Raw genomic sequence first — 24,024 nt, forward strand, 5'->3', positions numbered from 1 at the left:
CGTGGCGAGGGCCGATTGCAAGCCTTAACCGGGCGATCGGTGACATGCACCGGTCGACCGCCGCCGGGCGAGTCCAGACAAACGCACGTTCGGGAAACCGCCGCGCGCGACAGGATCCGATCGGGCCCGCGCCCATTACGCTGACCGCCATGGAAGCCCGCCCCACCACGGCAACCGACCAGGTGCCCGCCCCGACCGCACCCGGCCCCCGCCCGCGCCGCACCGGCTACCGGCGACTGCCGGTGCAGCAGCGTCGCGAACAGCTGATCGCGGTCGCCCTGGAACTGTTCGCCGCCCGGCCGCCCGAGGAGGTGGGCCTGGACGACGTCGCCGAGGCCGCCGGAGCCTCCCGCCCGCTGGTCTACCGCTACTTCGCGGGCGGCAAGCAGCAGTTGTACGAGGCCGCGCTGCGCAGCGCCGCCGACGAGCTGACCAGCCGCTTCGCCGTCCCGCTGGCCGGGACCCCGTCCGAGCAGCTGGCGGCCGTCCTGGACGGCTACTTCGCCTTCGTGGCCGAGCACGACGCCGGCTACTCGGCGCTGCTGCGCGGCGGTTCGGTGGTGGAGACGGCCCGCACCTCGGCGATCGTCGACGACGTCCGGCGGGCGGCGCTCAAGCGGACCCTGCGGCACCTCGGCGTGCGGGAGGCCGGGCCCCGGCTGACGCTGCTGGTGCGCTCGTGGATCGCGGTGGTCGAGGGCGCGTCGCTGACCTGGCTGGACGAGGGGCGCACGCTGCCGGTGGGCGAGCTGCGCGACTGGCTGGTGGACCAGTTCACGGCGATGGCGGCGGCGACCGCGCTGCACGACCCGCAGACCGCGCAGGTGCTGGCCCTGCTGCTCGCGCTGGAGGGCCCGCAGGCGTCGCGGGCCGAGCGGCTGCGCGAGGTACTGGCGGCCCGGTGACCCGACCCCCGTGCCCGGGGTCGGGGCGGCCGGCGCCGCGCCGGCGGGGCGTTACGCCGTGCCGAGGACCTGCCGCTGGCGGCCGAGGCCCTCGATCTCGATCTCGACGATGTCGCCCGGGGCCAGGAACGGCGTACCGGGGTGGCCCAGGGTGACGCCGGCCGGGGTGCCGGTGACGATCACGTCGCCCGGCTCCAGGACCATGAACTGGCTGACGTAGCGGACCAGTTCGAGCACCGGGAAGATCATCTTGCCGGTGTTGCCGTCCTGCCGCAGCTCGCCGTTGACCCACAGCCGCAGCAGCAGCTGCTGCGGGTCGGCCACCTCGTCCGCGGTGACCAGCCAGGGCCCCAGCGGGGTGAAGGTCTCCGCCGACTTGCCCTTGTCCCACTGGCCGCCGCGCTCGAACTGGAAGGCCCGTTCGGTGACGTCGTTGGCGATCGTGTAGCCGGCGATCACCGCCGCGGCCTCCTCGTGCCCGGCCAGGTAGCGGGCGGTGCGGCCGATCACGAGGGCCAGCTCGGCCTCGTAGTCGGTCTTCTCGCCGCCGCGCGGCACCAGCACCTCGTCGTACGGGCCGACCACGGTACAGCTCGGCTTGAGGAAGATCACCGGCTCGTCCGGGGCCGCGACCCCGGCCTCGGCGGCGTGGTCGCGGTAGTTGAGCCCGATGCCGACCACCTTGCCCGGACGGGCGACCGGCGCGCCCACCCGCTGCCCGGCGAGGTCCACCCGGGGCAGCGCCCCGGCGGCCACGTCCCGGGCCAGGGCGGCGGCGTCCAGCCCGGCCAGGAAGGCCCCGTCGATGTCCCGGGCACGCCCGGAGAGGTCGTACCCGATGCCGTCCCGGCCCAGCACGACCGGGCGCTCGGCGCCCGGGGGTCCGACGCGGAGGAGCTTCATCGATCCGTCACCAGCCTTTTCGTCGCAGCTCGCCGGGGCGGCCGAAGACACCGCACCCGACTCCGGCAACGAGGTATATCAACGCCACCGGTCGGTGGACCAGACAGTCCCGATGGGCGGATTCCTATCAATTCCCACAGTCGCCGCAGGCGCCGAATCAGCGGCCCGCACGGTTGACAGCCTCCCGCCCGAACGGCGCCGAGGGCCCTCAGCCGCCCTGCGGGCCGCCGCCGAGCAGGCCGGCCAAGCTCAGCGCCCGCGGCCGGCCCGGCCCGCTCCGGGCGGCCTCCCGGTGCCAGCGGTCCAGGTCGCGCAGCGCGTCGGCCCGGACGTCCGGTTCGGCGGCCGGCTCCGCGGCCAGCTCGCGCAGCAGCGCGACGGCGGTGCCCGGGCTGCCGTCCTGGGCCAGCCAGAGGGCCAGGTCGTGGCAGGTGCGCAGGGTGCGCGGGTCGGCCGGGCCGCAGATCCGGGCGAGGTCGGGGATGAGCGCGGTGAGCATCGCGACGGCCTCCCCGGGGGCGCCCTGCGCGCCGCGCCGCCAGGCCTGGTCGGCCCGGCGGCGCAGTTGCTCCGGGCTGGGGTCGTCCGGGCGGAGCACCCCCGGCCGGATCCGGCGCAGCCGTTCCAGCACCTCGGCGGCGGTGGCCGGCCGGTCCGCGGGCCGTTTGGCGAGCAGCCCGGCGACCAGGTCGGCCAGCGCCGGATCGGTGCTGCGCACCCGGGGCGGGGTCTCCTCCAGGTGCTTGTACATGTACTCGGCGGCCGAGGAGGCGCGGAACGGGCGCCGCCCGGTGCAGAGTTCGTACAGCATGACGCCGAGCGCGTAGAGGTCGGCCCGGCCGTCCACGGCGGCGCCGGACCAGCACTCGGGCGCCAGGTACGGGACGGTGCCGACCACGCTGCCGGTGGAGGTGAGCACCGCGGACTGGGTGAGCAGCCGGGCGATGCCGAAGTCCAGCACCTTGGCCTTGCCGCCCGCGTCGACCATCACGTTCTCGGGCTTGATGTCGCGGTGGACGACGCCCGAGCGGTGCGCGGCGTCCAGTGCCTTGCAGACCTGGCGCATCCACTTCAGCGCGGCCTCCTGGTCCGGGGCGCCGTCCTTGAGGATGTCGGACAGGGCCCGGCCGCGGACGAGTTCCAGCACCAGGTAGTGGGTCCCCCCGGCGGCGGTCGTGACCAGTCCGTAGTCGTACACCGTCACGATGTGCGGATTGGAGAGACCGCCGGCCGTGCGGGCCTCGCGGACGAACCGCCCGACGGCCTCCCGGTCGGCGGCGTGCTCCGCCAGCAGCAGCTTGACCGCGACCTCTCGGTCGAGCCGCTGGTCGGTCGCCTTCCAGACCACGCCGAAGCCGCCCCTGCCCAGCCACTCGTCCAGCCGGTAGCGGCCGTCGAGCACCTCCCCCTGCTGCATGTCCTCCCCCAAGTCCGCCGTGTCCGGGCGGTGTTCGCCGCCGGAGGGGTCACCATAGCGGCGGGGGGCGGCGAACGGGTGAACGGAGAGGCCCTACTGCTTGGGCAACCCGGGCGGGTTGACCTCGGAGGTCGGCACGGCCTCGTTGTCCAGGCCCCAGCGCTTGAGCACCTGGCCGTAGCTGCCGTTCCTGATCACCTCGTTCAGCGCCTCGTTGAGCGCCCGGACCAGCCCGTTGTCCTTGCGGGTGGTCGCGGCGATCTTGCCGAGGACGTCCGCGCCGCCGCCCGAGTAGGTGCCGACGATCTCGGTCTCGCCGGTCTGCGCGACGTGGAAGGCCAGGCTGGGATTGGGGCCGACGTAGGCGTCGATCCGGCCGGAGGAGAGCGCCAGGTAGAACTCGGTGCCCTGGAAGTACTTGATGTCGATCGGCTTGAGGCCGTTCCTGGTGTTCTCCTCGCTCCAGGAGATCAGCAGCTTCTCCTGGTTGGTGCCGGAGGAGACGCCGACCGACCTGCCCGCCAGGTCCTTGGCGCCGGCGACCTTGAGGCCGCTGCCCTTCCTGGCCTCGAAGCCGAGGACGTCCAGCCGGTAGGTGGCGAAGTCGTACTTCTCCTTGCGCGCCTCGGTGACGGTGATGTTGGAGAGGCCGACGTCGTACTTGCCGCTGTCCAGGCCGACGAAGATGTTCTCCCAGGAGACCGGGTTGAACTCGACCTTGAGGCCGAGCACGTTGCCGACCAGGGTGGCGATGTCCGGCTCGACGCCGATGACGGTCCTGTCGTCGTTGGCGTAGAAGTCCAGCGGCGGGGTGGTGCCGAGGGAGTCGACGACGGCCAGCGTCCCCCTCCTCCTGATCTCCTCCGGGACGAGCGCCGCGATCGCGTCGACCTTGGCCGTGGTCACCCGGTTCTGCTCGGCCGTCAGGTTCACCACGGCGCCGTTCGGCGCGGTGCTGCCCTTGGCCGGGGCGAGTTCCGCCGTGGCTCCCGAGGACGCGCCGCCACAGGCGGTCAGGGCGAGGGCGGCGGCGAGGGCGCCGGCGGCGGTCACCAGGGCGCGACGGGGTAGGGGCATGGCGGAACTCCTGCTCGGTGAAGGGGGTTGCGGTGCGGCGGGGAGGGCTGGAGCACCTCGGTTCAGGGCACCTCGGTTCAGGACACCTCGGTTCAGGACACCTCGGCTCAGGACACCTCGGCTCAGGACACCTCGGCTCAGGACACCTCGGCTCAGAGCACCTTGGCGAGGAACGCCCGGGTGCGTTCGTGCCGGGGGCGGTCCAGGACTTCGGCCGGCGGGCCCTGCTCGACCACCACGCCGCCGTCCATGAAGACGACGGTGTCGGCGACCTCGCGGGCGAAGCCGATCTCGTGGGTGACCACGATCATGGTGGTGCCGGTCCGGGCGAGGTCCTTGATGACGTCCAGCACCTCGCCGACCAGCTCCGGGTCGAGCGCCGAGGTGGGCTCGTCGAACAGCAGCACCTTCGGCTCCAGGGCCAGCGCCCGGGCGATCGCCACCCGCTGCTGCTGGCCGCCGGAGAGCTGCCGGGGGTACGCGGCGGCCTTGTCGGCCAGTCCGACCCGCTCCAGCAGCGCCAGCGCCGCCGCCCTGGCCTCGGCCCTGGGGCGGCGCAGCGCGGCGATCGGCGCCTCGACCAGGTTCTCCAGCACGGTGAGGTGCGGGAACAGGTTGAAGTTCTGGAACACGAAGCCGATGTGGGTGCGCTGGCGCAGCACCTCGCGCTCCCTGAGCTCGTACAGCCGGTCGCCGGAACGCCGGTAGCCGATCAGCTCGCCGTCGATGGCGACGTAGCCGCCGTCGAGCTTCTCCAGGTGGTTGATCGCGCGCAGCAGCGTGGACTTGCCGGAGCCGGACGGGCCGAGCACCACGGTGACCGAGCCGGCCGGGACGTCCAGGTCGACGCCGCGCAGCACCTCCAGTGGCCCGAAGCTCTTGTGCAGGCCGCGGACCTGCACCATCGGTGCGGCCGCCGGTTCGGTCTTGGTGAGCGTGGTCATCGACGTCCTCCGGTGGTGCGCGCGGTCGCTGCGCGAGTGGTCGGCGTGCGGGCGGTCGGCGGGCGGGCGGGCAGGCTCCGGACGAAGGCCCGGGCGCGCTGGAGCGGGGTGGGCGGCGGGGTGCGCTGCGCGCCGCGGGCGAAGTAGCGCTCGACGTAGTACTGGCCGATGGACAGCACCGTGGTCAGCAGCACGTACCAGACGGTGGCGACCATCAGCAGCGGCACCACCCGGCCGGTCCGGCCGTAGACCACCTGGGCCTGGTAGAAGAGCTCGCCGATGGCCATCACGTAGACCACCGAGGTGCCCTTGAGCAGTGAGATCACCTCGTTGGCGGCGGCCGGCAGGATGCCGCGCATCGCCTGCGGCAGCACGATCCGCCAGCCCTGGCGCCAGCGCGGGATGCCGAGCGCGGTGGCGGCCTCCCGTTGGCCGGCGTCCACCGCGATGACGCCGCCGCGGATGATCTCGGCGGCGAACGCGGCCTGGTGCAGCCCGAGGCCGAGCACGGCGGCGCCGAGCGCGCTCAGCACGCCGACCGTCTCGAAGTCCCCGAAGGTCGGGCCGAACGGGATGCCGATCCCGAACCGCTTGTAGAGGTACGAGAGGTTGAACCAGAACACCAGCTGGACGATCAGCGGGATCGAGCGGAACACCCACACGTACGCCCAGGCGATGGACTGGAGGATCGCGCTGCGGGACAGCCGCATCGCGGCCACCACGGCGCCCAGCAGGAAGCCCAGCCCGGTGCCGTAGACGGTGAGTTCGAGGGTGCGGCCGACCGCCTGGACGATCGTGTCGGCGGTGAAGTAGACCCGGAAGGTGGCCCAGTCCCAGCCGGGATTGGTGGCCAGGCCGTGGGCGAACTGGGCGAGCACGACGAGGGCGGCGACCCCGATCCCCCAGCGCCAGGGGTGCCGGGCGGGGACGGCCCGCAGAGCGGCCAGTTCGTCGAGGTCCAGGCGGGGGCCGGGGCCCGGACCGGGATCGGGTCCGGACGCCGGTGCCCGCTCGACCCGGGCCTGGGCCTGGGCTTGGGCCTCGGCTTGGGCTTGGGCCTGGGCTTGGGCCTGGGACGTCGCGGCGGTGCTGGCGGTCATCGGGGGGCTCCTTCGGCAGACCCGGGGATCACTGGTGTTCGGGCGGGCTGATCAGGGACTCCTTGATCGCCGATTCGGCGACCCCCCACTTCTTGAGGATCCGCTCGTACGTCCCGTCCTTGATCAGCTGGTTGACCGCCGCCTGGAAGGCCGGGGTGAGCTTCGAGCCCTTCTTGAACGCGAAGCCGACGTCCAGCCGGTGGAACTCGCCGAGGAAGCGCGTCCCGGAGGCCTCCTGCGCGGCCTGGTAGCGCAGGCCGTTGATGGTGGACATCAGGACGTCGACCCGGCCCTGCTGGAGGCCGGTGAGCACGGCCCCGGGGTCGCTGAACGCCCTGACCTCGTACGGCTTCTTCCCGGCGTCGGTGCAGGCGGTGCGCTTCGCGTTCAGCGTGGTCTCGAAGGTGGTGCCGGCGCCGGTGCCGATGGTCAGCCCGCAGAGCTGGAGCAGGTCGGTGACCGGCTGGACGCCCTGGTTGTCCTTGCGGACGGCGAAGCCCTGGCCGTCGTCGATGTAGGTGACGAAGTCGATGGTCTTCAACCGGGCCGTGGTGACCCCGAAGTTGCCGGTGCCGACGTCGAACTTGCCGCTGTCCAGGGCGGGCAGGATGGTCTCGAAGGCGGCCTCCTGGCGCTGCACGGTCAGGCCGAGCAGCCTGGCCACCGCATCGGTGAAGTCCACGTCGATCCCGGCCGGCTTCTTGGTGGCCTGGTCGGCGTAGAAGGCGGTGGGCGGCGAGCCGAAGGACGCGCCGAAGGTCAGCGTGCCGGCCTTGCGGACCTCCTCGGGCAGCAGCGCGGCGGCGGCGTCCGACTTCGCGAGGCCGGAGACGACGTCCTGGGAGACGGCGGTGGCGGCGGGCCCGCTCGCCCCCGCCGGGCCCGCGATCTTCGGGTCCGAGCCGCACGCGGCCAGCGCCAGCACCGGCAGCAGGGCGGTGGCCGCGAGCAGGCGGCGGCGGACGGTGGTGCTTCTCACGGGGGGCCTTTCAGGGGGTCGGAGCCAGCACCGTCAGGTGCTTCTCGAAGGGGAGCGGGCCGATCGTCAGGGGATCGGCGGCGACGTCGAACAGCGGGGTGTAGCCGGACGCCAGGTAGAGGCCCCTGGCCTCCGGCTGGCGCGGACCGGTGGTGAGGTAGATCCGGGCGTAGCCGGCGGCGGCCGCCGTCCGCTCCAGCTCGGCCAGCACCCGACGGGCCAGGCCGCGGCGGCGGTGCGCGGAGTGCGTCCACATCCGCTTCAGCTCGGCGGTGCGCTCGTCGTACCGCTTGTACGCGCCGCCGGCGACCGGCTCGCCGTCCTCCAGCAGGAGCAGCAGGACGCCGTGCGGCTCGGCGAAGGCGTCCCGGGGGTAGCGGGTCATCTCCTGGTGCGCCTCGGGGCCGTAGCGGCTGACGTACTCGTGGGTGAGCTCGCGCAGCAGCGGTTCGACCAGCGGGTCGTCGATGGTGACCCGGCGGAACCCGGCCGCCGGGCCGGCCCACCGGTCCGGAGCGCTCACGCCTGCACCGCGATCAGCTGGTGCCGGTCCCGCTCGGCGCGCTCGGCCGCCGCCGCGGCCTTGGCGGCGTCCCGCTTGGCGACCTCCTCGCGGACGATCGGGATGACGTGGCGGCCGAAGTCGATCGCGTCGTCGAGCAGGTGGTAGCCGCGGGCGGAGAGGATGTCCACGCCGAGGTCGTAGTAGTCGAGCAGCGCCTCCGCGACCGTCTCCGGGGTGCCGACCAAGGCGTTGGAGTTGCCGGCCCCGCCGGTGGCCGCGGCGGTCGGGGTCCACAGCGCGCGGTCGTAGCGCTCGCCGGCCTCGGCGATCTCGATCAGCCGCTGGGAGCCGGCGTTCTCGGGCGCTGCGGCGCCGAGCGGGCGGCCCCGGCGGACGAGCTCCCCGGACTCCCGGCGGGCCTTGATCGCGGCCACCGTCCGGTGCGCCTTCTCCCAGGCCAGTTCCTCGGTCGGCGCGATGATCGGCCGGAACGCCACCTGGATCCGCGGCACGTCGGTGCGCCCGGCGGCCCGGGCCGCCTCCTTCACCCGCTCGATCTGCTCGGCGGTGCGGGCCAGCGGCTCGCCCCACAGGCAGTAGACGTCCGCCTCGGCGCCGCCGGCCGCGTAGGCGGCGTCCGAGGAACCGCCGAAGGAGACCCCGGGGCGCGGCTGCTGGACGGGGAAGACGTCGGAGACGAAGTCGTTGAAGCGGTAGTGGGCGCCCTCGTGGTCGAAGGGCTCCCGGCTGGTCCACGCCTTCTTGACGATGCCGATGTACTCGCGGGTGCGCTCGTAGCGCTCGTCCTTGGACAGGAAGTCGCCCTCGCGCTGCTGCTCGTGGTCGCTGCCGCCGGTGATGAAGTGGACGGTCAGCCGCCCGTCGCTGATCTGGTCCAGGGTCGCGAAGGTCTTGGCGGCGAAGGTCGGGTAGGAGACGTTCGGCCGGTGCGCCAGCAGGATCTGCAGCCGGTCCAGGTGCGAGGCGAGGAAGGCCGCCGCGGCCGCGGGTTCCGGGGAGCCGGCGCCGTACGCGAAGAGCACCCGGTCCCAGCCGTGGTCCTCGTGGGCCCGGGCCAGCCGCAGGGTGTAGTCGCGGTCGAAGGCGGCGGTGGAGCGGGGGGTGGTCTCCGAGCCGTCGCCGGTGGCGGCGATACCGAGGAATTCGACGGGCATGGCGGAACCTTTCGGGGTGAGCGGAGTCCGGTGGACTGCGGGTGGGCAGGCCGGAGCCGGCCGGGGCGGGGCGGCCGTGGAACGGGTGCGCGGCGGCCGCGCCGACGGTGGGGTCGGCGCGCGCGGCGGGAGGAGGTGGGAGGCAGGCGTGGACGAGGGAGTACTGCCGGAGTTCAGTGCGAGGTCGTCGGACGGCAGCGTGCGCCTGGGACGCCGTCAGCTGCGGACGGCTGGTCCCGGCCCGCGGCGGGGCAGACCGAGGGAGGGCTCCCCGCGGGAGATCGGGGCCGGACGGGCGGCCCGCTGCCGGGTCAGCCGCGACACGCCGCGGACCACACCCGACCGAAGTCGATGTGGTCGCGGGTGACCAGGGGCTGCTCGGCGTACATGGCCTCAAGTTGAACAGCCCGCCAAGTGGTCCGTCAACCACCCATCATTGCCGCTCTGTTGCGATCTCCTGTCGTCCTGCGACCGGTCCGCGCCGGGCCCCGGTCGGGGCCCGGACCACCCTTGACAGCCGTCGATCGCGCATGCGTACGATCACGGCGGAGTGCAGTGCACAGCGCCGGCCGTGTTGAGGGACGCGGGCCGGTGCGACGGCCGTACGTGACCACACCCGTACCTCCCGCCCGCCCGCACCTCCGCCAGGAGCCGCCGCCATGGCCACCCCGCAGGACCTCCTCACCGCCCGCTCCACCCCCGCCCCCGCGGGCGCCACCGCCCCCGACCGCCCCGGCCCGCCGCCCGACCCCGGCGCCCGGATCGTCGCCCGCCGCCGGCCCGGGCAGTGGGTCTGCGCCGGGATCGCGCTGCTGCTGGCCGCGATGGCCGTCAACTCCGTGGTGCGCAACAAGGCCTTCCAGTGGGACGTGGTCGCCGACTGGTTCACCGCCGGGTCGGTGCTCAACGGCCTCACCCTGACCCTCTGGCTCACCGCCGTCACCCTCGCCCTCGGCTTCGTCCTCGGCACCGGCCTCGCCGTCATGCGGATGTCCGGCAACCCGGTGCTGCGCACCCTGGGTTGGGGCTACATCTGGATCTTCCGCTCCACCCCGCCGCTGGTGCAGCTGCTGTTCTTCTTCAACATCGGCGCGCTCTACCCGACCCTCGGCCTGGGCATCCCGTTCGGCCCCGAGTTCGTCACCGTCAAGACCGTCAACCTGATCGGCCCCACCCTCACCGCCGTCATCGGCCTCACCCTGCTGGAGACCGCGTACGCCGCCGAGGTGATCCGCGGCGGCATCCTGTCCGTCGACCGCGGCCAGCTGGAGGCCGCCTCGGCGCTCGGCCTCGGCCGGTGGCGGGTGCTGCGCCGGATCGTCGTCCCCCAGGCGATGCGCTCGATCGTGCCGACCGCCGGGAACATGCTGATCAGCGCGCTCAAGGGCACCAGCATCGTCAGCGTGCTGGCCGTCTCCGACCTGCTCTACTCGGTGCAGCTGGTCTACCTGCAGTCGTACCGGGTCATCCCGATGCTGGTGGTCGCCACCATCTGGTACCTGGTGGTCACCACCCTGCTGTCCGTCGGCCAGTACTACGTCGAGCGCCACTACGCCAAGGGCGCCACCCGGGACGGCCTGCCGCCCACCCCGCTCCAGCGGGCCCGGGCCGCCCTACGGCGGCTGCGGGAGGTGGCGGCATGAGTCTTCTGGTGATCGTCGGCGCGGGCCCGCGGGGCACCGGGCTGCTGGAGCGGATCGCCGCCAACGCGGCCGAACTCCTGCCCGCCGAACGGCCGTTGCACGTCCACCTGGTCGACCCGCACCCGCCCGGCGCGGGCCGGATCTGGCGCCACGAACAGTCCCCGCTGCTGCGGATGAACTCGATGGCCGAGGACGTCACCATGTTCACCGACGAGCGCTCGACCATCGACGGGCCGGTCCGCCCGGGCCCCTCGCTGGCCGAATGGGCGCTCCGGCGGCGGGAGTTCGCGCCCTACCGGGAGGTCGCCGACCCGGCCGTCCGGGCCGAACTGGACGCCCTCGCGCCCACCGACTTCCCCACCCGCCGGGCCCAGAGCGCCTACCTGGACTGGGCGTTCCGCCGCGCCGTCGCCGACCTGCCCCCGCACGTCACGGTCACCGTGCACCGGGACACCGTCCGGCGGATCGACGGCCCGCCCGACGGCCCGCAGACCGTCCACCTCACCGGCCGCACGCTCACCGCCGACCACGTCGCCCTCACCCTCGGCCACCTCGACTCCACCCCGCACCCCCGGTACGCCGCCGACGCCGACTTCGCCGCCCGGCACGGCCGCTTCCACCTCCCGCCCGCCTACTCCGCCGACGCCGACCTGGACGGCATCGCCCCCGGCGAGCACGTCGTGCTGCGCGGCCTCGGCCTGGCCTCCGTCGACCTGGTCGCCCTGCTCACCGAAGGGCGCGGCGGCCGCTTCGAGCCCACCGGGGACGGGCTGCGCTACCGCCCGTCCGGCCGCGAACCGGTGCTGCACCTCGGCTCCCGGCGCGGAGTCCCGTACCACTCCAAGACCGGCTACCGCCTCCAGGGGCCGCCCGCCCCGCTCCCCCGGTACTTCGACGCGGCCGCCGTGGACGCCGTCCTCGCCACCGGCGGTCCGCTCGAACTCCGGCGCGACTTCTGGCCGTTGATGGCCAAGGAGACCGCCTTCGGGCACTACCACGAGCTGTTCCACGCCCACCCCGAGCGCACCGCGCTGCCCTGGCCGGAGTTCCTGGCCCGGTTCGACCGGCACGACTGGCACTCCCCCGCCCTGGCCGCCCTGGTCGCCGAGGCCGTACCCGACCCGGCCGACCGGATCGACTTCGAACGGCTCGACCACCCGCTGGCCGGCCTCGAACTCGGCTCCGCCGAGGAGCTCCAGCAGCACCTGCGCGCCTACGTCACCGCCGACGCCGACCGCCGCGCCGACCCCGCGCACAGCGCCGACCTCGGCGCCTTCCTCGCCCTGCTCTCGCTGTTCGGCCAGCTCCCGCGCATCCTCGCGACCGGCCGGCTCACCGCCCGCTCGGTCGCCGAGGAGGTGGACGGGTGGTTCTTCGGCTACTTCAGCTACCTCGCCTCCGGCCCGCCCGGCTTCCGGCTGCGCCAGCTGCTCGCCCTCTCCGAGGCCGGGATCGTGCGATTCCTGGGCGCGGGCGTCCGGGTCGAACGGGACGAGGCCACCGGCACCTGGCGGGCCGGCGGCGCCACCGTGCCGGGCCACACCGTCGCCGCCACCGCCCTGGTCGAGGCGTACCTGCCCAAGCACCAGCTGACCCGCACCCTCGACCCGGTGCTACGCGAACTGCACCGCGCCGGGCGGCTCGTGGAGGAGGTGGTCGCCGACGAGGACTACACCCACCGCTCCGGCCTGGTCACCATCGCCCCCGGCGACAGCCGCCTGCTCGACCCGGCCCTGGGCGGCGCCCCGCACCCCCGGCGCACCGCACTCGGCCCGCACACCAGCCTGCGCGCCGCCGCCGCCTTCGCCCGGCCCCGCACCAACTCCCCGGGATTCCGGCAGAACGACGCCGCCGCCCGCGCGCTGCTGCGGGCGCTGGCCGCGCTCCCGGCCGCCGCCCCGGGGCCCGTCGACGATCCCCCGCCCGCCCGCCGCCGCCAGGGCACCCGCCTCGCCGCGCTGTCGGCGGTCGCCGCCCCTGCTCCGCCGTGCGGTCAGCGCACCCCGCCACCGCCGCGCCCGCCCTCCGGCCGGACGAGGGGGGCCTGAAGGCGGGCCCCGGGGTGGGCCCGGCCGCGGGTTCAGGGCCCACCCCCGCCTCTCCGACTCCACCGACGCCCGTTCAGCCCCCCTCCCCCCGCCTTCACCCGGATGGAAGGATGGGCCCTGAGCCCCCGTGACGAAGCGGCGGGCCCGACGGCCCCGGTGTCGCGGCCGCCGGACGAGCAGAGCCGAGGAGAAGCGGTCATGGCCAAGCAGGCCCCGCAGAGCGACCCGGCGCAGGACGCCCCCGAGGTGTCCGCGCCCCAGCACGCGGCGGCCGGGCTGCCCGCGGTCGGCCACAGCCTGCGGATGGCCGCCGAGCAGATGGGCCCCCTCCGCACCCTCGCCACGCTGCGCAAGGTCAACCAGCCGGACGGCTTCGACTGCCCCGGCTGCGCCTGGCCGGAGCCGGGGAAGACGCACACGGCGGAGTTCTGCGAGAACGGCGCCAAGGCCGTCGCCGAGGAGGCCACCGAGCGCCGGATCCGCGCCGAGTTCTTCGCCGCCCACCCGGTCGCCGAGCTGGCCGGGCGCTCCGGCTACTGGCTGGGCCAGCAGGGCCGCCTCACCCGGCCGATGCTGCTCGACGAGGGCGCCACCCACTACACGCCGGTCTCCTGGGACGACGCCTTCGCGCTGATCGCCGAGGAGCTGCGCGCCCTGGACACCCCGGACGGCGCCGCCTTCTACACCTCCGGGCGGACCAGCAACGAGGCCGCCTTCGCGTACCAGCTGTTCGCCCGCCGGCTGGGCACCAACAACCTGCCGGACTGCTCCAACATGTGCCACGAGTCGTCCGGTTCGGCGCTCACCGAGACGCTCGGCGTCGGCAAGGGCAGCGTCAGCCTCAAGGACCTCTACCAGGCCGACCTGATCATCGTGGCCGGCCAGAACCCGGGCACCAACCACCCCCGGATGCTCTCCGCGCTGGAGCGCGCCAAGCGGGCCGGCGCCACCATCGTGAGCGTGAACCCGCTGCCGGAGGCCGGCCTGGAGCGCTTCAAGAACCCGCAGCACGCGCGCGGCCTGGTCGGCCACGGCACCAAGCTGACCGACCTGTTCCTGCAGATCCGCCTCGGCGGGGACCTGGCGCTGTTCCGCGCGCTCAACCGGATGATCCTGGAGCAGGACGGCGTCGACCGCGCCTTCGTCACCGAACACTGCCACGGCTTCGAGGAGTTCGAGGCGCAGGCGGGCACGACCGACCGCGCCGAGGTGCTCGCCGCGACCGGCCTGCCGTGGGAGCAGATCGAGGAGCTCGGCCGGCTGGTGCTGGGCTCCCGGAAGATCATCGTCTGCTGGGCGATGGGCCTCACCCAGCACAAGCACGCCGTCCCGACCATCCGCGAGGTGGTCAACTTCCTGCTGCTGCGCGGCAACGTCGGCCGCCCGGGCGCCGGGGTCTGCCCGGTGCGCGGGCACAGCAACGTCCAGGGCGACCGGACGATGGGCATCTTCGAGCGGCCCTCGACGGCCTTCCTGGACGCGCTCGGCGAGGAGTTCGGCTTCGAGCCGCCGCGCGCGCACGGCCTCGACTCGGTGGACACCATCCGGGCGATGCGCGACGGCCGGGTCGGGGTGTTCTTCGCGATGGGCGGCAACTTCGTCGCGGCCACCCCGGACACCGACGTCACCGAGGCGGCGATGCGCCGCTGCCGGCTGACCGTGCACGTCTCCACCAAGCTCAACCGCTCGCACGTGGTCACCGGCGCCCGCGCACTGATCCTGCCCACCCTGGGCCGCACCGACCGGGACGTCACCGGCGCAGGCGCCCAGTTCGTCAGCGTCGAGGACTCGATGGGCCAGGTGCACTCCTCGCGCGGCGGCCTGCGCCCGCCCGCCCCCGGCCTGCTCTCCGAGACCGCGATCGTCTGCCGGCTGGCCCGCGCCGTCCTCGGCCCCGGGGACACCGTGCCGTGGGAGGACTTCGCCACCGACTACGACACCCTGCGGGACCGGATCGCCCGGGTCGTCCCCGGCTTCGAGGACTACAACGAGAAGGTCCGCCGCCCCGGCGGCTTCACCCTGCCGCACGGCCCGCGCGACTCCCGGACCTTCCCCACCGCGACCGGGAAGGCCAACTTCACCGTCAACCCGCTCACCGCCCCCGAGGTCCCGCCGGGCCGCCTGCTGTTGCAGACGCTGCGCTCGCACGACCAGTACAACACCACCGTCTACGGCCTGGACGACCGCTACCGGGGCATCAAGGGCGGCCGCCGGGTGGTCCTGGTCAACCCGGCCGACGCCGCCGAACTCGGCCTGGCCGAGGGCGACTTCGTCGACCTGGTGAGCGAGTGGCGGGACGGCGTCGAGCGGCGCGCCCCGCACTTCCGGGTGGTCCACTACCCGGTGGCCCGCGGCGGCGCGGCGGCCTACTACCCGGAGACCAACGTGCTCGTCCCGCTGGACTCCACCGCCGACATCAGCAACACGCCGACCTCCAAGGCCGTGGTCGTCCGCTTCGAGCCGGACACCGGCGCCCCGGCGTGACGCACGCGAAGGCCGCCCGGTGTCCGCGGACGCCGGGCGGCCTTCCTCATGGCTCAGTTGGTGCCGAGCGGCAGTGTCGCGGTGGCGCTGCCCGGGGCCCCGGCGCTCGCCGAGCCGGTGGTGGTGGAGGCGGCGGTGCCGGTGGAACCCGGGGTGCCGGCGCCGGTCGGGGTGGGCGTCGCCGGGCCCGTGCCGGTCGGCGCCGGGGTGCCCGTCCCGGTCGGGGCGGGCGTGCCGGTCCCGGTGCCGGTCCCGGTCGGCGTCGGCGTGGGCGTGGGCGTTCCGGGGGCGGTGGTGCCGGTGCCGGACGGCGTCCCCGGGTCGGTGGGCGTTCCGGTGCCGGACGGCGTGCCGGTGCCGGTGTCCGCGGGCGTGCCCGGGGTGGTGGACGGCGTGCCCGGGGTGGCCGGCGGGTTGGCGGGCGTGCCGGGGGCCGGGGCGGTCGGGACCTGGTTGGCCGGGCTGGGCGCGATCGGGGTGACGGTGTCCCAGCCGGCGGGCAGGTCGGGCACCTTCCAGCTGCCGCCGGCCTCGTCCGCCGCGCCGGACGGGTCGGGCCGCACCGCCCCGAGGATCGGCATCGAGCCGATCGGCGACACCTTGATGACGGCGCCCGGCCGGGGTGCCTGGACGACCAGCCCGCCGCCGATGTACATCGCGACGTGCGTGGCGCCCTCGAAGTAGATGACCAGGTCGCCGGGGCGGAGCTGGTTCAGCGCGATGTGCGGGAGCTGGGCCCACTGCTCCTGGCTGGTGCGCGGGATCGGCAGCCCGGCGTGCAGCCAGGCCTGCGAGGTGAGGCCCGAGCAGTCGTAGGAGTCCGGCCCCGCGCCGCCCCACAGGTACGGCTTGTTGAGCTGGGCGAGCGCGAAGGCGACGGCGGTGCGGCCGGCCGCCGACGGGGTGCGCTCCCCCTTGCCGAGGGCGCCGGAGGCGAGGAAGGCGAGCTGGGCCTCGTCGGCCTTGGCCTTCTCCAGCTTCTCCAGTTCGGTGCGCTGGGCGCCGGTGAGTGAGGAGACCAGCTGCTCGACGGAGGCGAGGTCGGTGGCGACCTTGGCCTTGGCGGCGTCCTGCTGGGTGACCAGCGTCTGGGAGGTCCTGAGCGCGTCCTCGGTCTGCTTCGTCAGGCCGGCGAGGGCCTCGCGGTCGGTCTTCAGCCGGTCCAGGAACTCGGACTGCGAGCGGCTGGCGGCGGTGAGCAGTTCCGCGATGGTGACGGCCTCGTACGGGTCCTTGGAGAGCAGCAGTTCGGCGTAGGCGGAGGCGGCGCCGTTGCGGTACTGGGCGGCGGCGAGCTGGGAGGCGATGTCGGTGCCGGCGTCGACCTGCTTCTGCTGGCGGTCCAGCCGGCCCTGGAGGTCGGTGAGCGCGGCCTGCTGCTCGGCGACCTTGGCGACGGCGCCGTTGTACTGCTCGGTGGCGGTCTCGGCGCTCTGGTAGAGCGTGTGCAACTGGTCGAGCAGCGGGCCGAGGGTGGCCTTGGCGGCGGCGAGCGGGTCGTCGCCCGGGCTGGCCGCGGTGATCGAGGCGCCCGGATCGGGGGCGGCGTACGCGGCCTGCGCGGCGAGCGGGAGGGCGAGCGCGGCGGCCGCGAGGGCGGCTCCGCAGCGCAGTGCCGCCCGCAGCCAGGGCCGTACGACTGCCGATTCAGTGCGCTGTGCAGCCCCGCCCATGGGTTGGTCCTCCCCGCCCCAGCCTGTCACCGGCGTCCCCGGATCCCGCAGATCCTCCCACGGGTTACTCACCGGAAACAGGGCGCATCCGGACTGGGAGGTTAATTCTCGGTTGATCTGTGAGACAGCTCTCAGCAAACCGGAGCGAACCGGGGCGAACTTCGCTAATGTCCAGCTCAGCGCGACCGCCGACACCCCTCCGAAAGCTTCCGGACACCACTGGGACACCAGCGGAACCACGATTCCCGGCTCAGTTCACCTTCCGTTTACCAAACAGACCTACGGTCGCGACGACACCAACGTCCGTGCGACAACTACGACGATTGTTTGGGTATGGAACACATCTCGTTCCTGGTAGCCGTTGTGATCATCACGGCGCTCGCCTTCGACTTCACCAACGGGTTCCACGACACCGCCAACGCGATGGCCACCTCCATCGCGACGGGAGCCCTCAGGCCGAAGGTCGCGGTCACCATCGCGGCCGTCCTCAACTTCGCGGGCGCGTTCCTGTCCGTGAAGGTCGCCACCACCATCTCCGGCGGCATCGTCAACGAGAAGAGCGGCATCCACCCCGAGATCATCTTCGCCGCACTGGCGGGCGCGATCCTCTGGAACCTGCTGACCTGGCTGCGCGGCCTGCCGTCCAGTTCCTCGCACGCGCTGTACGGCGGCCTGATCGGCGCCACCGTGGTCGGCGTCGGCATGAACGGCGTCAACTTCGACACCGTCCTCTCCAAGATCCTGATCCCGGCGATCGCCTCCCCGCTGGTCGCCGGCCTGGCCTCCTGGGGCGCCACCAAGCTGGCCTACGCGATCACCCGCAAGGGCAACGAGGCCACCGCCACCAAGGGCTTCAAGACCGGCCAGATCTTCTCGTCCTCGCTGATCTCGCTCGCGCACGGCACCAACGACGCCCAGAAGACGATGGGCATCATCACCCTGACCCTGGTGTCGGTCGGCGCCCTGCCGCACGGCGCGCTGCCGCCCACCTGGGTGATCATCTCCGCGGGCGCCGCGATCGCGCTCGGCACCTACATGGGCGGCTGGCGGATCATCCGCTCGATGGGCAAGGGCCTCGCCGACATCAAGGCGCCGCAGGGCTTCGCCTCCGAGTCGGCCGCCGCGACCGTCATCCTGACCTCCTCGCACATGGGCTTCGGCCTCTCCACCACCCAGGTCTGCTCCGGCGGCATCATGGGCGCCGGCCTCGGCGGCCCGAAGGCCGAGCTGCGCTGGAGCCTGGTGCGCCGCATGGTCTACACCTGGGCACTGACCCTGCCGGCCGCCGCGCTGGTCTCGGGCGGTGCCGCGCTGCTGGTCCGGCAGGGCACCTGGGGCATCGTCCTAGTGGGCGCCGTGCTGGTGGCCGGCTCCGGCGCGATGTGGCTGATCTCCCGCCGCCAGCCGGTCAGCGCGGACAACGTCAACGACGTCAACGACGTCACCCCGGTGGAGATCCCCGCCACCGCCGCCCCCGCGAACGCCCCCACCCCCGCCTCGACCACGGTCGCGGCCTGAGCGCCGCAGGCTGAGGAGCACCCGCCATGCACATCAAGTGGAACGCCCTGGCCCAGACCGCCGGTGCCAGCTTCGGCATCACCGTCGCCGTGGTCTCCGTCTTCGCGCTCGGCATCCTGGCCCTGTCCCGCCGCGAGGCCGCGCTGAGCGCCCGCGAGGGCGAGGCCGCCCAGGAGCCGGGCGGCGGCCGGCTGGCCCTGGCCGGCGCCTACGCCTGCTTCGGCCTCTGCGCCGCGGCCGTCGTCTACGGCCTGGTCCTGATCGCCGCGCCGTAGGGCGCGGTCCGACGGTTCCCGCCGTCCGCGCGCGGGACGAACCGAACGGGCCGGGGAGTGTGATCCACACTCCCCGGCCCGTTCGCGCGTCCCCGCCCGGAGTCAGCCCTGCTGGCTGGTCTTCAGCGCGGTCTCCCGGATGAACAGCACCGTGACGAAGGCCAGCGCCGCGAACGGCGCGGCCCACAGGAAGACGGTGCCGACGCCGTGCCCGAACGCGTCCGTCACCAGCGGGACGATCGGGGCGGGCAGCTTGTGCAGGTCCGGGATGCCCCCGCCGCCGGCCGCGCTCGCGGCCGGGATGTGCGCGGCGGCCAGGTTCTCCGCGAGGTAGTGGGTCACCTTGCTGTTCATCAGCGCGCCGAGCGCGGAGACGCCCATCGCGCCGCCCATGGTGCGGAAGAAGGTCACCACGGAGCTGGCCGCGCCGAGCTCGTGGCGCGGCACCGTGTTCTGCACCGCGAGCACCAGGTTCTGGCTGGTCAGGCCGAGGCCGATGCCGGTGATCGCCATGTAGACGCAGAGCAGCTTGTAGTCGGTGTCGGCGCGGGCGGTGGCGAGCAGGCCGAAACCGATCGCGAGCAGCGCCGTGCCGGCGACCAGGTAGGCCTTCCACTTGCCGTACTTGGTGATCAGCCGGCCGGCGACGGTGGAGGCGAGCGCCAGGCCGAGGATCATCGGCAGGGTCATCAGGCCGGCCATGGTCGGGGACTTGGCGCGGGCCAGCTGGAAGTACTGGCTGAGGAAGGTGGTCGCGCCGTACATCCCGACGCCGACCAGCACGCTGGCCACCGCGGCCAGGGTGACGGTGCGGTACTTGAAGAGGTCCGGCGGGATGATCGGCTCGGCGGCGCGGCGCTCGATCACCACGGCCAGGGCGCCCAGCAGCAGGCCGCCGCCGACCATCGCGGCGGTCTGCCAGGACAGCCAGTCGTAGTTCGTGCCGGCCAGCGTGATCCAGATCATCAGCAGGCTGACGGCGCCGGTGATGACCAGCGCGCCGAGGTAGTCGATCTTCGCCTTGCGCTTGACCACCGGCAGCTTGAGGGTGCGCTGCACCACCAGGATCGCGGCCAGCGCGAACGGGATGCCGACGTAGAAGCACCAGCGCCAGCCCAGCCACGAGGTGTCCACGATGACGCCGCCGATCAGCGGTCCGCCGATGGTGGCCAGCGCGAAGACCGCGCCGAAGTAGCCGCTGTAACGGCCGCGTTCGCGCGGCGGGACCATCGCGGCCAGGCAGATCTGGCCCAGCGCGACCACACCGCCGGCACCGATGCCCTGGAGGGCGCGGCAGGCGATCAGCTCGGCGGTGTTCTGGGAGAGGCCGGCCAGGGCGGAGGTGGCGATGTAGATCAGCAGGGCTATCTGGAGCAGCAGCTTCTTGCTGACGAGGTCGGAGAGCTTGCCCCAGATCGGGGTGGAGGCGGTCAGGGTCAGCAGGGCCGCGGTGATCACCCAGGTGTAGGCGGACTGGCCGCCGTGCAGGTCGGTGAGGATGTGCGGCAGGGCGTTGGAGACGACGGTCGACGAGAGCACGGCCACGAAGAGGCCGAGCAGCAGGCCGGACAGCGCCTCCATCACCTGCCGGTGGGTCATCGGTTGATCGTCGACGGCGGCTCCGACGGTCGCCTCGGCTGTGACGGTCATCTGGGTCCTTCGGCGGGAGGAGTGAGCGGGGGGCGGGGGTGCGCGGGCAGGGAAAATCGTTGCCTTACGCAACCATAGGCCCGATGGTTGACTAAGGCAACTTTCTTCAAGCCCAAGTAAAGGCCTCGCCCCAGCCGCCGCCCCGGCCGCCGCCCCGGACCCGGTCCCAACCGCCACGGACCGGCCCCGCCCCGGGGCCCGGCCACCGGTCACTCCGCCGGCGGATCCCCGATCACGTCGTTGAAGCGGTGCAGCAGCACCGCGAAGCGGTCCACGTCCTCCGGCGACCAGCTGCCCAGCAGCTCCCGCACCCGCCGCATCCGGACGTCCCGGGCCGCCAGGTAGCGCCGCCGCCCGTCCTCGGTCAGCGAGACCAGTGCGGCCCGGCGGTCCAGCGGATCCGTCTCCCGGGCCACCAGGCCCAGCTCCTCCAGCGCCCGGATCTGCCGGCTCACCGTGGCCTTGCCGACCGCGAAGTGCACGCCGACGTCCGTCACCCGCACCCGCCCGGCCTGCTCGATGTAGCCGAGCATGCTGTAGGCCATCCCCTCCAGCTCGGGGTGCACCCGGCGTGAGAGCTCCGCCACTCGGGCCCGGCCCCGCCGGAACATCAGCGCGACCTCGCGCTCCACCGCCAGCAGGGATTCCTCGTCACTCACCGCGCCAGTATCCCGCAGCCGCACTGGCCGGAACGCGGCGCGCGGGGTGCGACAAGCCAACTAGTTCATGGTATGAAGTATCCGTTTTCCCCCAATACACAAGGAGATGTGGATGGCCGCCCCGGGGCAGGGTTTCGTCGCTGAACTGAAGGGCGCGGTCACACCGCGTGCGGCACTGCTCGTGATCGGCGTGCTGCTGCTGCAGCTCGGCTTCATCACCTCGTACGTCGGGGCGCTGCACCACCCGGCCCCGCACGAGCTGTCGATCGCGGTGGTCGCCCCGCCGCAGGTCACCCCCAAGCTGGTCCAGGGGCTGGAATCCGTGCCGGACGACGCCGTCAAGGCCGTCACCGCCCCGGACGCCGAGACGGCCACCCAGCAGATCAAGGACCAGAAGATCTACGCCGCGCTGGTCGTGAACCCGACCGGCACCGAGGACACCCTGCTGGTCGGCGGCGCCCGCGGCACCTCCGCCGCCAAGGCCGCCGAGTCCATCACCACCGCGCTGGACAAGTCCCAGGGCCGCACCGTCAAGGTCGAGGACGTCGTGCCGCTCGCCAAGGGCGACACCAACGGCCTCTCCGCGTTCTACCTGGTCATCGGCTGGTGCGTCGGCGGCTACCTGGTCGCCTCGATCCTCGGCATCAGCGCCGGCTCCAAGCCCGCCAACGTCCACCGCCTGCTGATCCGCCTCGGCGTGCTGGCGCTGTACTCGGTCGGCGCCGGCCTCGGCGGCACGATCATCGCCGGACCGGTGCTGGACGCGCTGCCCGGCTCGATCCTGGCCCTGACCGGCATCGGCGCCCTGGTGGTGTTCACGGTCGGCGCGTTCACCATGGCGCTGCAGTGCCTGTTCGACGTCATCGGCATCGGCGTCGCGGTGCTGATCTTCGTGGTGCTGGGCAACCCGAGCGCCGGCGGCGTCTACCCGGCACCGATGATGCCGCCGTTCTGGCGGGCCATCGGCTCGCTGATCCCGAACGGCGCCGGGACCAGTGCCACCAAGTCGATCGCCTACTTCGGCTCCACCAACCTGGGCATGCCGATCGTGGTCCTGGTGGTCTGGGCGCTGATCGGCATCGGCGTCGCCTACCTGGCCGTGCTGCGCGGCCCGCGCTCCGGCGGCCGCGAGATCGTCGCCGCCGAGGCGTCCTCCGAGGCCTGATCCCCCGCGTTCCTCACCCCGAGCCCCCGGCCGCCCGGCCGGGGGCTCCGGTGCGTCCCGGGCCAGGAGTCAGCCGCCGGCGAGCCGGCCCGGGTCCGCGACGACCGCCCGCACCACGCCCACCGCGGCGCCCAGCAGCGGCCCGCGCCGGCCCAGCCGGGACACCGTCAGCCGCTCGTCCGACCAGGGCCGCACCGTCACCCGGGCGGCCAGCTCGGCCCGCATCGCCGGCAGCAGCCAGGGCGCCAGCCGGGCGTAGCCGCCGCCCAGCACCACCTCGGCCGGGTCCAGCAGGTTGACCGCCCCGGCGACCGCGATGCCCAGCGCCGAACCGGCCCCGGCCAGCACCGCGAGGGCCGGCTCGTCCCCGGCCCCGGCCCGCCCGGCGAGCAGCGTCACCCAGTCGCCCCGCGCGCCCGCCGGCCCGGCCGCCCGCAGCACGGCCGCCTCCCCCGCGTACTGCTCCAGGCAGCCGTGCGCGCCGCAGGCGCAGCGGTGGCCGTCCGGGTGGACCGGCACGTGGCCGAACTCGCCCGCGTAGCCGCGCGCCCCGCGCAGCAGCCGCCCGCCGACCACGATCGCCGCGCCGACGCCGGCCTCGGCCGAGACGTACAGGAAGTCCTCCGGGCCGCCGCCCAGCCACCGTTCGGCCAGCCCGCCCAGGTTGGCCTCGTTGTCCGCCTCGACCGGCAGCTCGGCCAGTTCGGCCGCGCCGGCCGCGCGCAGCGCGGGGCGCAGTTCGGCCGCCAGCGGGACGTCCCGCCAGCCCAGGTTGGCGGCCCGCTGGAGCACCCCGCCGGAGGTGCCGACCAGCCCGGGGACGGCCAGGGTCAGCCCGGCCGGGCGCAGGCCCGACTCGGCGACGGCCGCGTGCAGCAGTTCGGCGAGGTCGGCCATGACCGCGGCGGGCCGGCGCCCCCGGTTGCGGACCTCGCGGCGGCGCCAGGTCCGGACCTCGCCGCTCAGGTCGACCACGCAGGCGCCGAGGTGCTCCACGCCGATCTCGGCGCCGAGGCCGCCGGGCCCGAGCGGGTTGAGCCCGAGCGCGGTGCCGGGGCGGCCGACCTTGCCGCTGGGCGCGGCCGGGCCCTCCTCGACGACCAGGCCGCCGGCGATCAGCTGCTCGGCGAGCGAGGAGACGGCGGCCCTGGTCAGGCCGGTCTCGGCGGCCACCTCGGCCCGGGAGCGCGGGGCGCGCGCGATCACCCCGAGCACCAGGGCCAGGTTGGCCCGGCGCATCCCCTGCTGGCTGGCGGGCCCGCTCCGAACCGCGTCCGGTTCCCCGCGCATAACCCTCACCTCACGGCCTCATGGCGCATCCCGCGGCATCTCGGGTGCAGCGTAACCGGGTTCGTACCTAGGGTGCGCCCGTTCGGCGGGCCGGGTGAAGACCCACCGCTGCATCGCCCAGAAGCGGAACAGCATCGCGGCGAAGGTGCCGACGACCATCCCGCTGAGGAAGTCCGCGGTCTCCTGGACGAACGGGCCGACGTACGGCTCGCGCAGGTCCAGGGCGTAGCGGGAGAGTGCCAGCGGCAGGTCGTTGACGGCGATCGCCATGGCGCTGACCAGGAAGAACAGCAGTGCCTCGCGCGGGTGCCCGGCCGTCCGGAAGGCCCAGCGACGGTTGAGCACGTAGGAGACGACGGTCGAGATCACGGTCGCGATCGTCAGCGCGACCACCGGCTTGTGCTCCAGCACGGTGAACTTCAGCTCGAAGTCGATCACCAGGGTGAGGGTGAAGCAGGCGCCGCCGACCAGCAGGAACTTCACCAGCCTGCGGTGCCGCACCAGGAACGGACGCAGCCGGGCCGGCACCCGGGCCAGGGCGCGCTGCGTGGGGGACGGCATCTCCGCAGTGTGGCACGCGCAGACGCCGTCCTCCCGTCGATCCTCCCGTCGGT

At 73.8% G+C, this 24,024-nt stretch carries 20 protein-coding genes; 7 read left to right on the forward strand and 13 right to left on the reverse strand.

What is annotated here, in order from left to right:
- The first annotated feature begins 149 nt into the window (after positions 1–149).
- The gene (locus tag AB0O19_RS12710; protein ID WP_363619309.1) at positions 150–905 is read left to right on the forward strand and encodes a TetR/AcrR family transcriptional regulator; all 756 of its coding nucleotides are present in this window, start codon (positions 150–152) and stop codon (positions 903–905) included.
- A 51-nt stretch (positions 906–956) separates the two neighbouring features.
- Here the strand turns inward: AB0O19_RS12710 and AB0O19_RS12715 are convergent, their stop codons facing one another.
- The 8 genes from AB0O19_RS12715 to AB0O19_RS12750 all read right to left on the reverse strand — a co-directional run bounded on the left by AB0O19_RS12715 (position 957) and on the right by AB0O19_RS12750 (position 9,005).
- Positions 957–1,808 carry a fumarylacetoacetate hydrolase family protein gene (locus AB0O19_RS12715; RefSeq protein ID WP_363619310.1) on the reverse strand — a complete coding sequence of 284 codons (852 nt, stop codon included), beginning with the start codon at positions 1,806–1,808 and terminating at the stop codon, positions 957–959.
- A 208-nt stretch (positions 1,809–2,016) separates the two neighbouring features.
- Complete coding sequence (locus AB0O19_RS12720; RefSeq protein WP_363619311.1) at positions 2,017–3,225, reverse strand: serine/threonine-protein kinase; 1,209 nt, start codon at positions 3,223–3,225, stop codon at positions 2,017–2,019.
- 93 nt (positions 3,226–3,318) lie between these two features.
- Positions 3,319–4,302 carry an ABC transporter substrate-binding protein gene (locus AB0O19_RS12725; RefSeq protein ID WP_363619312.1) on the reverse strand — a complete coding sequence of 328 codons (984 nt, stop codon included), beginning with the start codon at positions 4,300–4,302 and terminating at the stop codon, positions 3,319–3,321.
- Positions 4,303–4,454: 152 nt separating this feature from the next.
- On the reverse strand, positions 4,455–5,246 hold the full coding sequence (locus tag AB0O19_RS12730) for an amino acid ABC transporter ATP-binding protein (RefSeq protein ID WP_363619313.1): 792 nt from the start codon (positions 5,244–5,246) through the stop codon (positions 4,455–4,457).
- Complete coding sequence (locus AB0O19_RS12735; RefSeq protein ID WP_363619314.1) at positions 5,243–6,346, reverse strand: amino acid ABC transporter permease; 1,104 nt, start codon at positions 6,344–6,346, stop codon at positions 5,243–5,245. The genes AB0O19_RS12730 and AB0O19_RS12735 overlap by 4 nt, the downstream gene beginning before the upstream one ends.
- Positions 6,347–6,374: 28 nt before the next feature.
- Positions 6,375–7,325, reverse strand: coding sequence for an ABC transporter substrate-binding protein (locus AB0O19_RS12740; RefSeq protein ID WP_363619315.1), 951 nt, complete (start codon positions 7,323–7,325; stop codon positions 6,375–6,377).
- A gap of 10 nt (positions 7,326–7,335) precedes the next feature.
- The gene (locus AB0O19_RS12745) at positions 7,336–7,848 is read right to left on the reverse strand and encodes a GNAT family N-acetyltransferase (protein WP_363619316.1); all 513 of its coding nucleotides are present in this window, start codon (positions 7,846–7,848) and stop codon (positions 7,336–7,338) included.
- On the reverse strand, positions 7,845–9,005 hold the full coding sequence (locus tag AB0O19_RS12750; protein ID WP_363619317.1) for an LLM class flavin-dependent oxidoreductase: 1,161 nt from the start codon (positions 9,003–9,005) through the stop codon (positions 7,845–7,847). The genes AB0O19_RS12745 and AB0O19_RS12750 overlap by 4 nt, the downstream gene beginning before the upstream one ends.
- Before the next feature lie 659 nt (positions 9,006–9,664).
- On the opposite strand from AB0O19_RS12750, the gene AB0O19_RS12755 reads away from it, so the two are divergent.
- From AB0O19_RS12755 to AB0O19_RS12765, 3 genes are all read left to right on the forward strand, one after another.
- Positions 9,665–10,648 carry an amino acid ABC transporter permease gene (locus tag AB0O19_RS12755; RefSeq protein ID WP_363619318.1) on the forward strand — a complete coding sequence of 328 codons (984 nt, stop codon included), beginning with the start codon at positions 9,665–9,667 and terminating at the stop codon, positions 10,646–10,648.
- The gene (locus AB0O19_RS12760; RefSeq protein ID WP_363619319.1) at positions 10,645–12,696 is read left to right on the forward strand and encodes an FAD/NAD(P)-binding protein; all 2,052 of its coding nucleotides are present in this window, start codon (positions 10,645–10,647) and stop codon (positions 12,694–12,696) included. The genes AB0O19_RS12755 and AB0O19_RS12760 overlap by 4 nt, the downstream gene beginning before the upstream one ends.
- Before the next feature lie 198 nt (positions 12,697–12,894).
- Positions 12,895–15,180, forward strand: coding sequence for an FdhF/YdeP family oxidoreductase (locus tag AB0O19_RS12765; RefSeq protein WP_363619320.1), 2,286 nt, complete (start codon positions 12,895–12,897; stop codon positions 15,178–15,180).
- Positions 15,181–15,233: 53 nt separating this feature from the next.
- Here the strand turns inward: AB0O19_RS12765 and AB0O19_RS12770 are convergent, their stop codons facing one another.
- On the reverse strand, positions 15,234–16,853 hold the full coding sequence (locus AB0O19_RS12770) for an NlpC/P60 family protein (protein ID WP_363619321.1): 1,620 nt from the start codon (positions 16,851–16,853) through the stop codon (positions 15,234–15,236).
- 333 nt (positions 16,854–17,186) lie between these two features.
- Between AB0O19_RS12770 and AB0O19_RS12775 the strand changes: the two genes are divergently transcribed.
- Positions 17,187–18,371, forward strand: coding sequence for an inorganic phosphate transporter (locus AB0O19_RS12775; protein ID WP_363619322.1), 1,185 nt, complete (start codon positions 17,187–17,189; stop codon positions 18,369–18,371).
- A 26-nt stretch (positions 18,372–18,397) separates the two neighbouring features.
- Entirely contained in the window at positions 18,398–18,646 is a 249-nt protein-coding gene (locus AB0O19_RS12780; protein WP_063347835.1) for a hypothetical protein, read from the forward strand.
- Between the two features lie 102 nt (positions 18,647–18,748).
- Here AB0O19_RS12780 and AB0O19_RS12785 read toward each other — a convergent pair whose 3' ends face one another.
- Together AB0O19_RS12785 and AB0O19_RS12790 are read right to left on the reverse strand one after the other, a co-directional pair.
- On the reverse strand, positions 18,749–20,296 hold the full coding sequence (locus tag AB0O19_RS12785; protein ID WP_063347836.1) for an MDR family MFS transporter: 1,548 nt from the start codon (positions 20,294–20,296) through the stop codon (positions 18,749–18,751).
- A 209-nt stretch (positions 20,297–20,505) separates the two neighbouring features.
- Positions 20,506–20,955 carry a MarR family transcriptional regulator gene (locus AB0O19_RS12790; protein WP_363581937.1) on the reverse strand — a complete coding sequence of 150 codons (450 nt, stop codon included), beginning with the start codon at positions 20,953–20,955 and terminating at the stop codon, positions 20,506–20,508.
- 112 nt (positions 20,956–21,067) lie between these two features.
- Here AB0O19_RS12790 and AB0O19_RS12795 point away from each other — a divergent pair, with 112 nt between their 5' ends.
- Complete coding sequence (locus AB0O19_RS12795; protein WP_363581935.1) at positions 21,068–22,120, forward strand: ABC transporter permease; 1,053 nt, start codon at positions 21,068–21,070, stop codon at positions 22,118–22,120.
- A gap of 69 nt (positions 22,121–22,189) precedes the next feature.
- Here AB0O19_RS12795 and AB0O19_RS12800 read toward each other — a convergent pair whose 3' ends face one another.
- Positions 22,190–23,410, reverse strand: coding sequence for an ROK family transcriptional regulator (locus AB0O19_RS12800; protein WP_363619323.1), 1,221 nt, complete (start codon positions 23,408–23,410; stop codon positions 22,190–22,192).
- Between the two features lie 18 nt (positions 23,411–23,428).
- The gene (locus AB0O19_RS12805) at positions 23,429–23,971 is read right to left on the reverse strand and encodes a GtrA family protein (RefSeq protein ID WP_363619324.1); all 543 of its coding nucleotides are present in this window, start codon (positions 23,969–23,971) and stop codon (positions 23,429–23,431) included.
- Between the last annotated feature and the right edge of the window lie 53 nt (positions 23,972–24,024).

This window comes from Kitasatospora sp. NPDC091276 (assembly GCF_040684355.1).
Taxonomy (GTDB): Bacteria; Actinomycetota; Actinomycetes; order Streptomycetales; family Streptomycetaceae; genus Kitasatospora.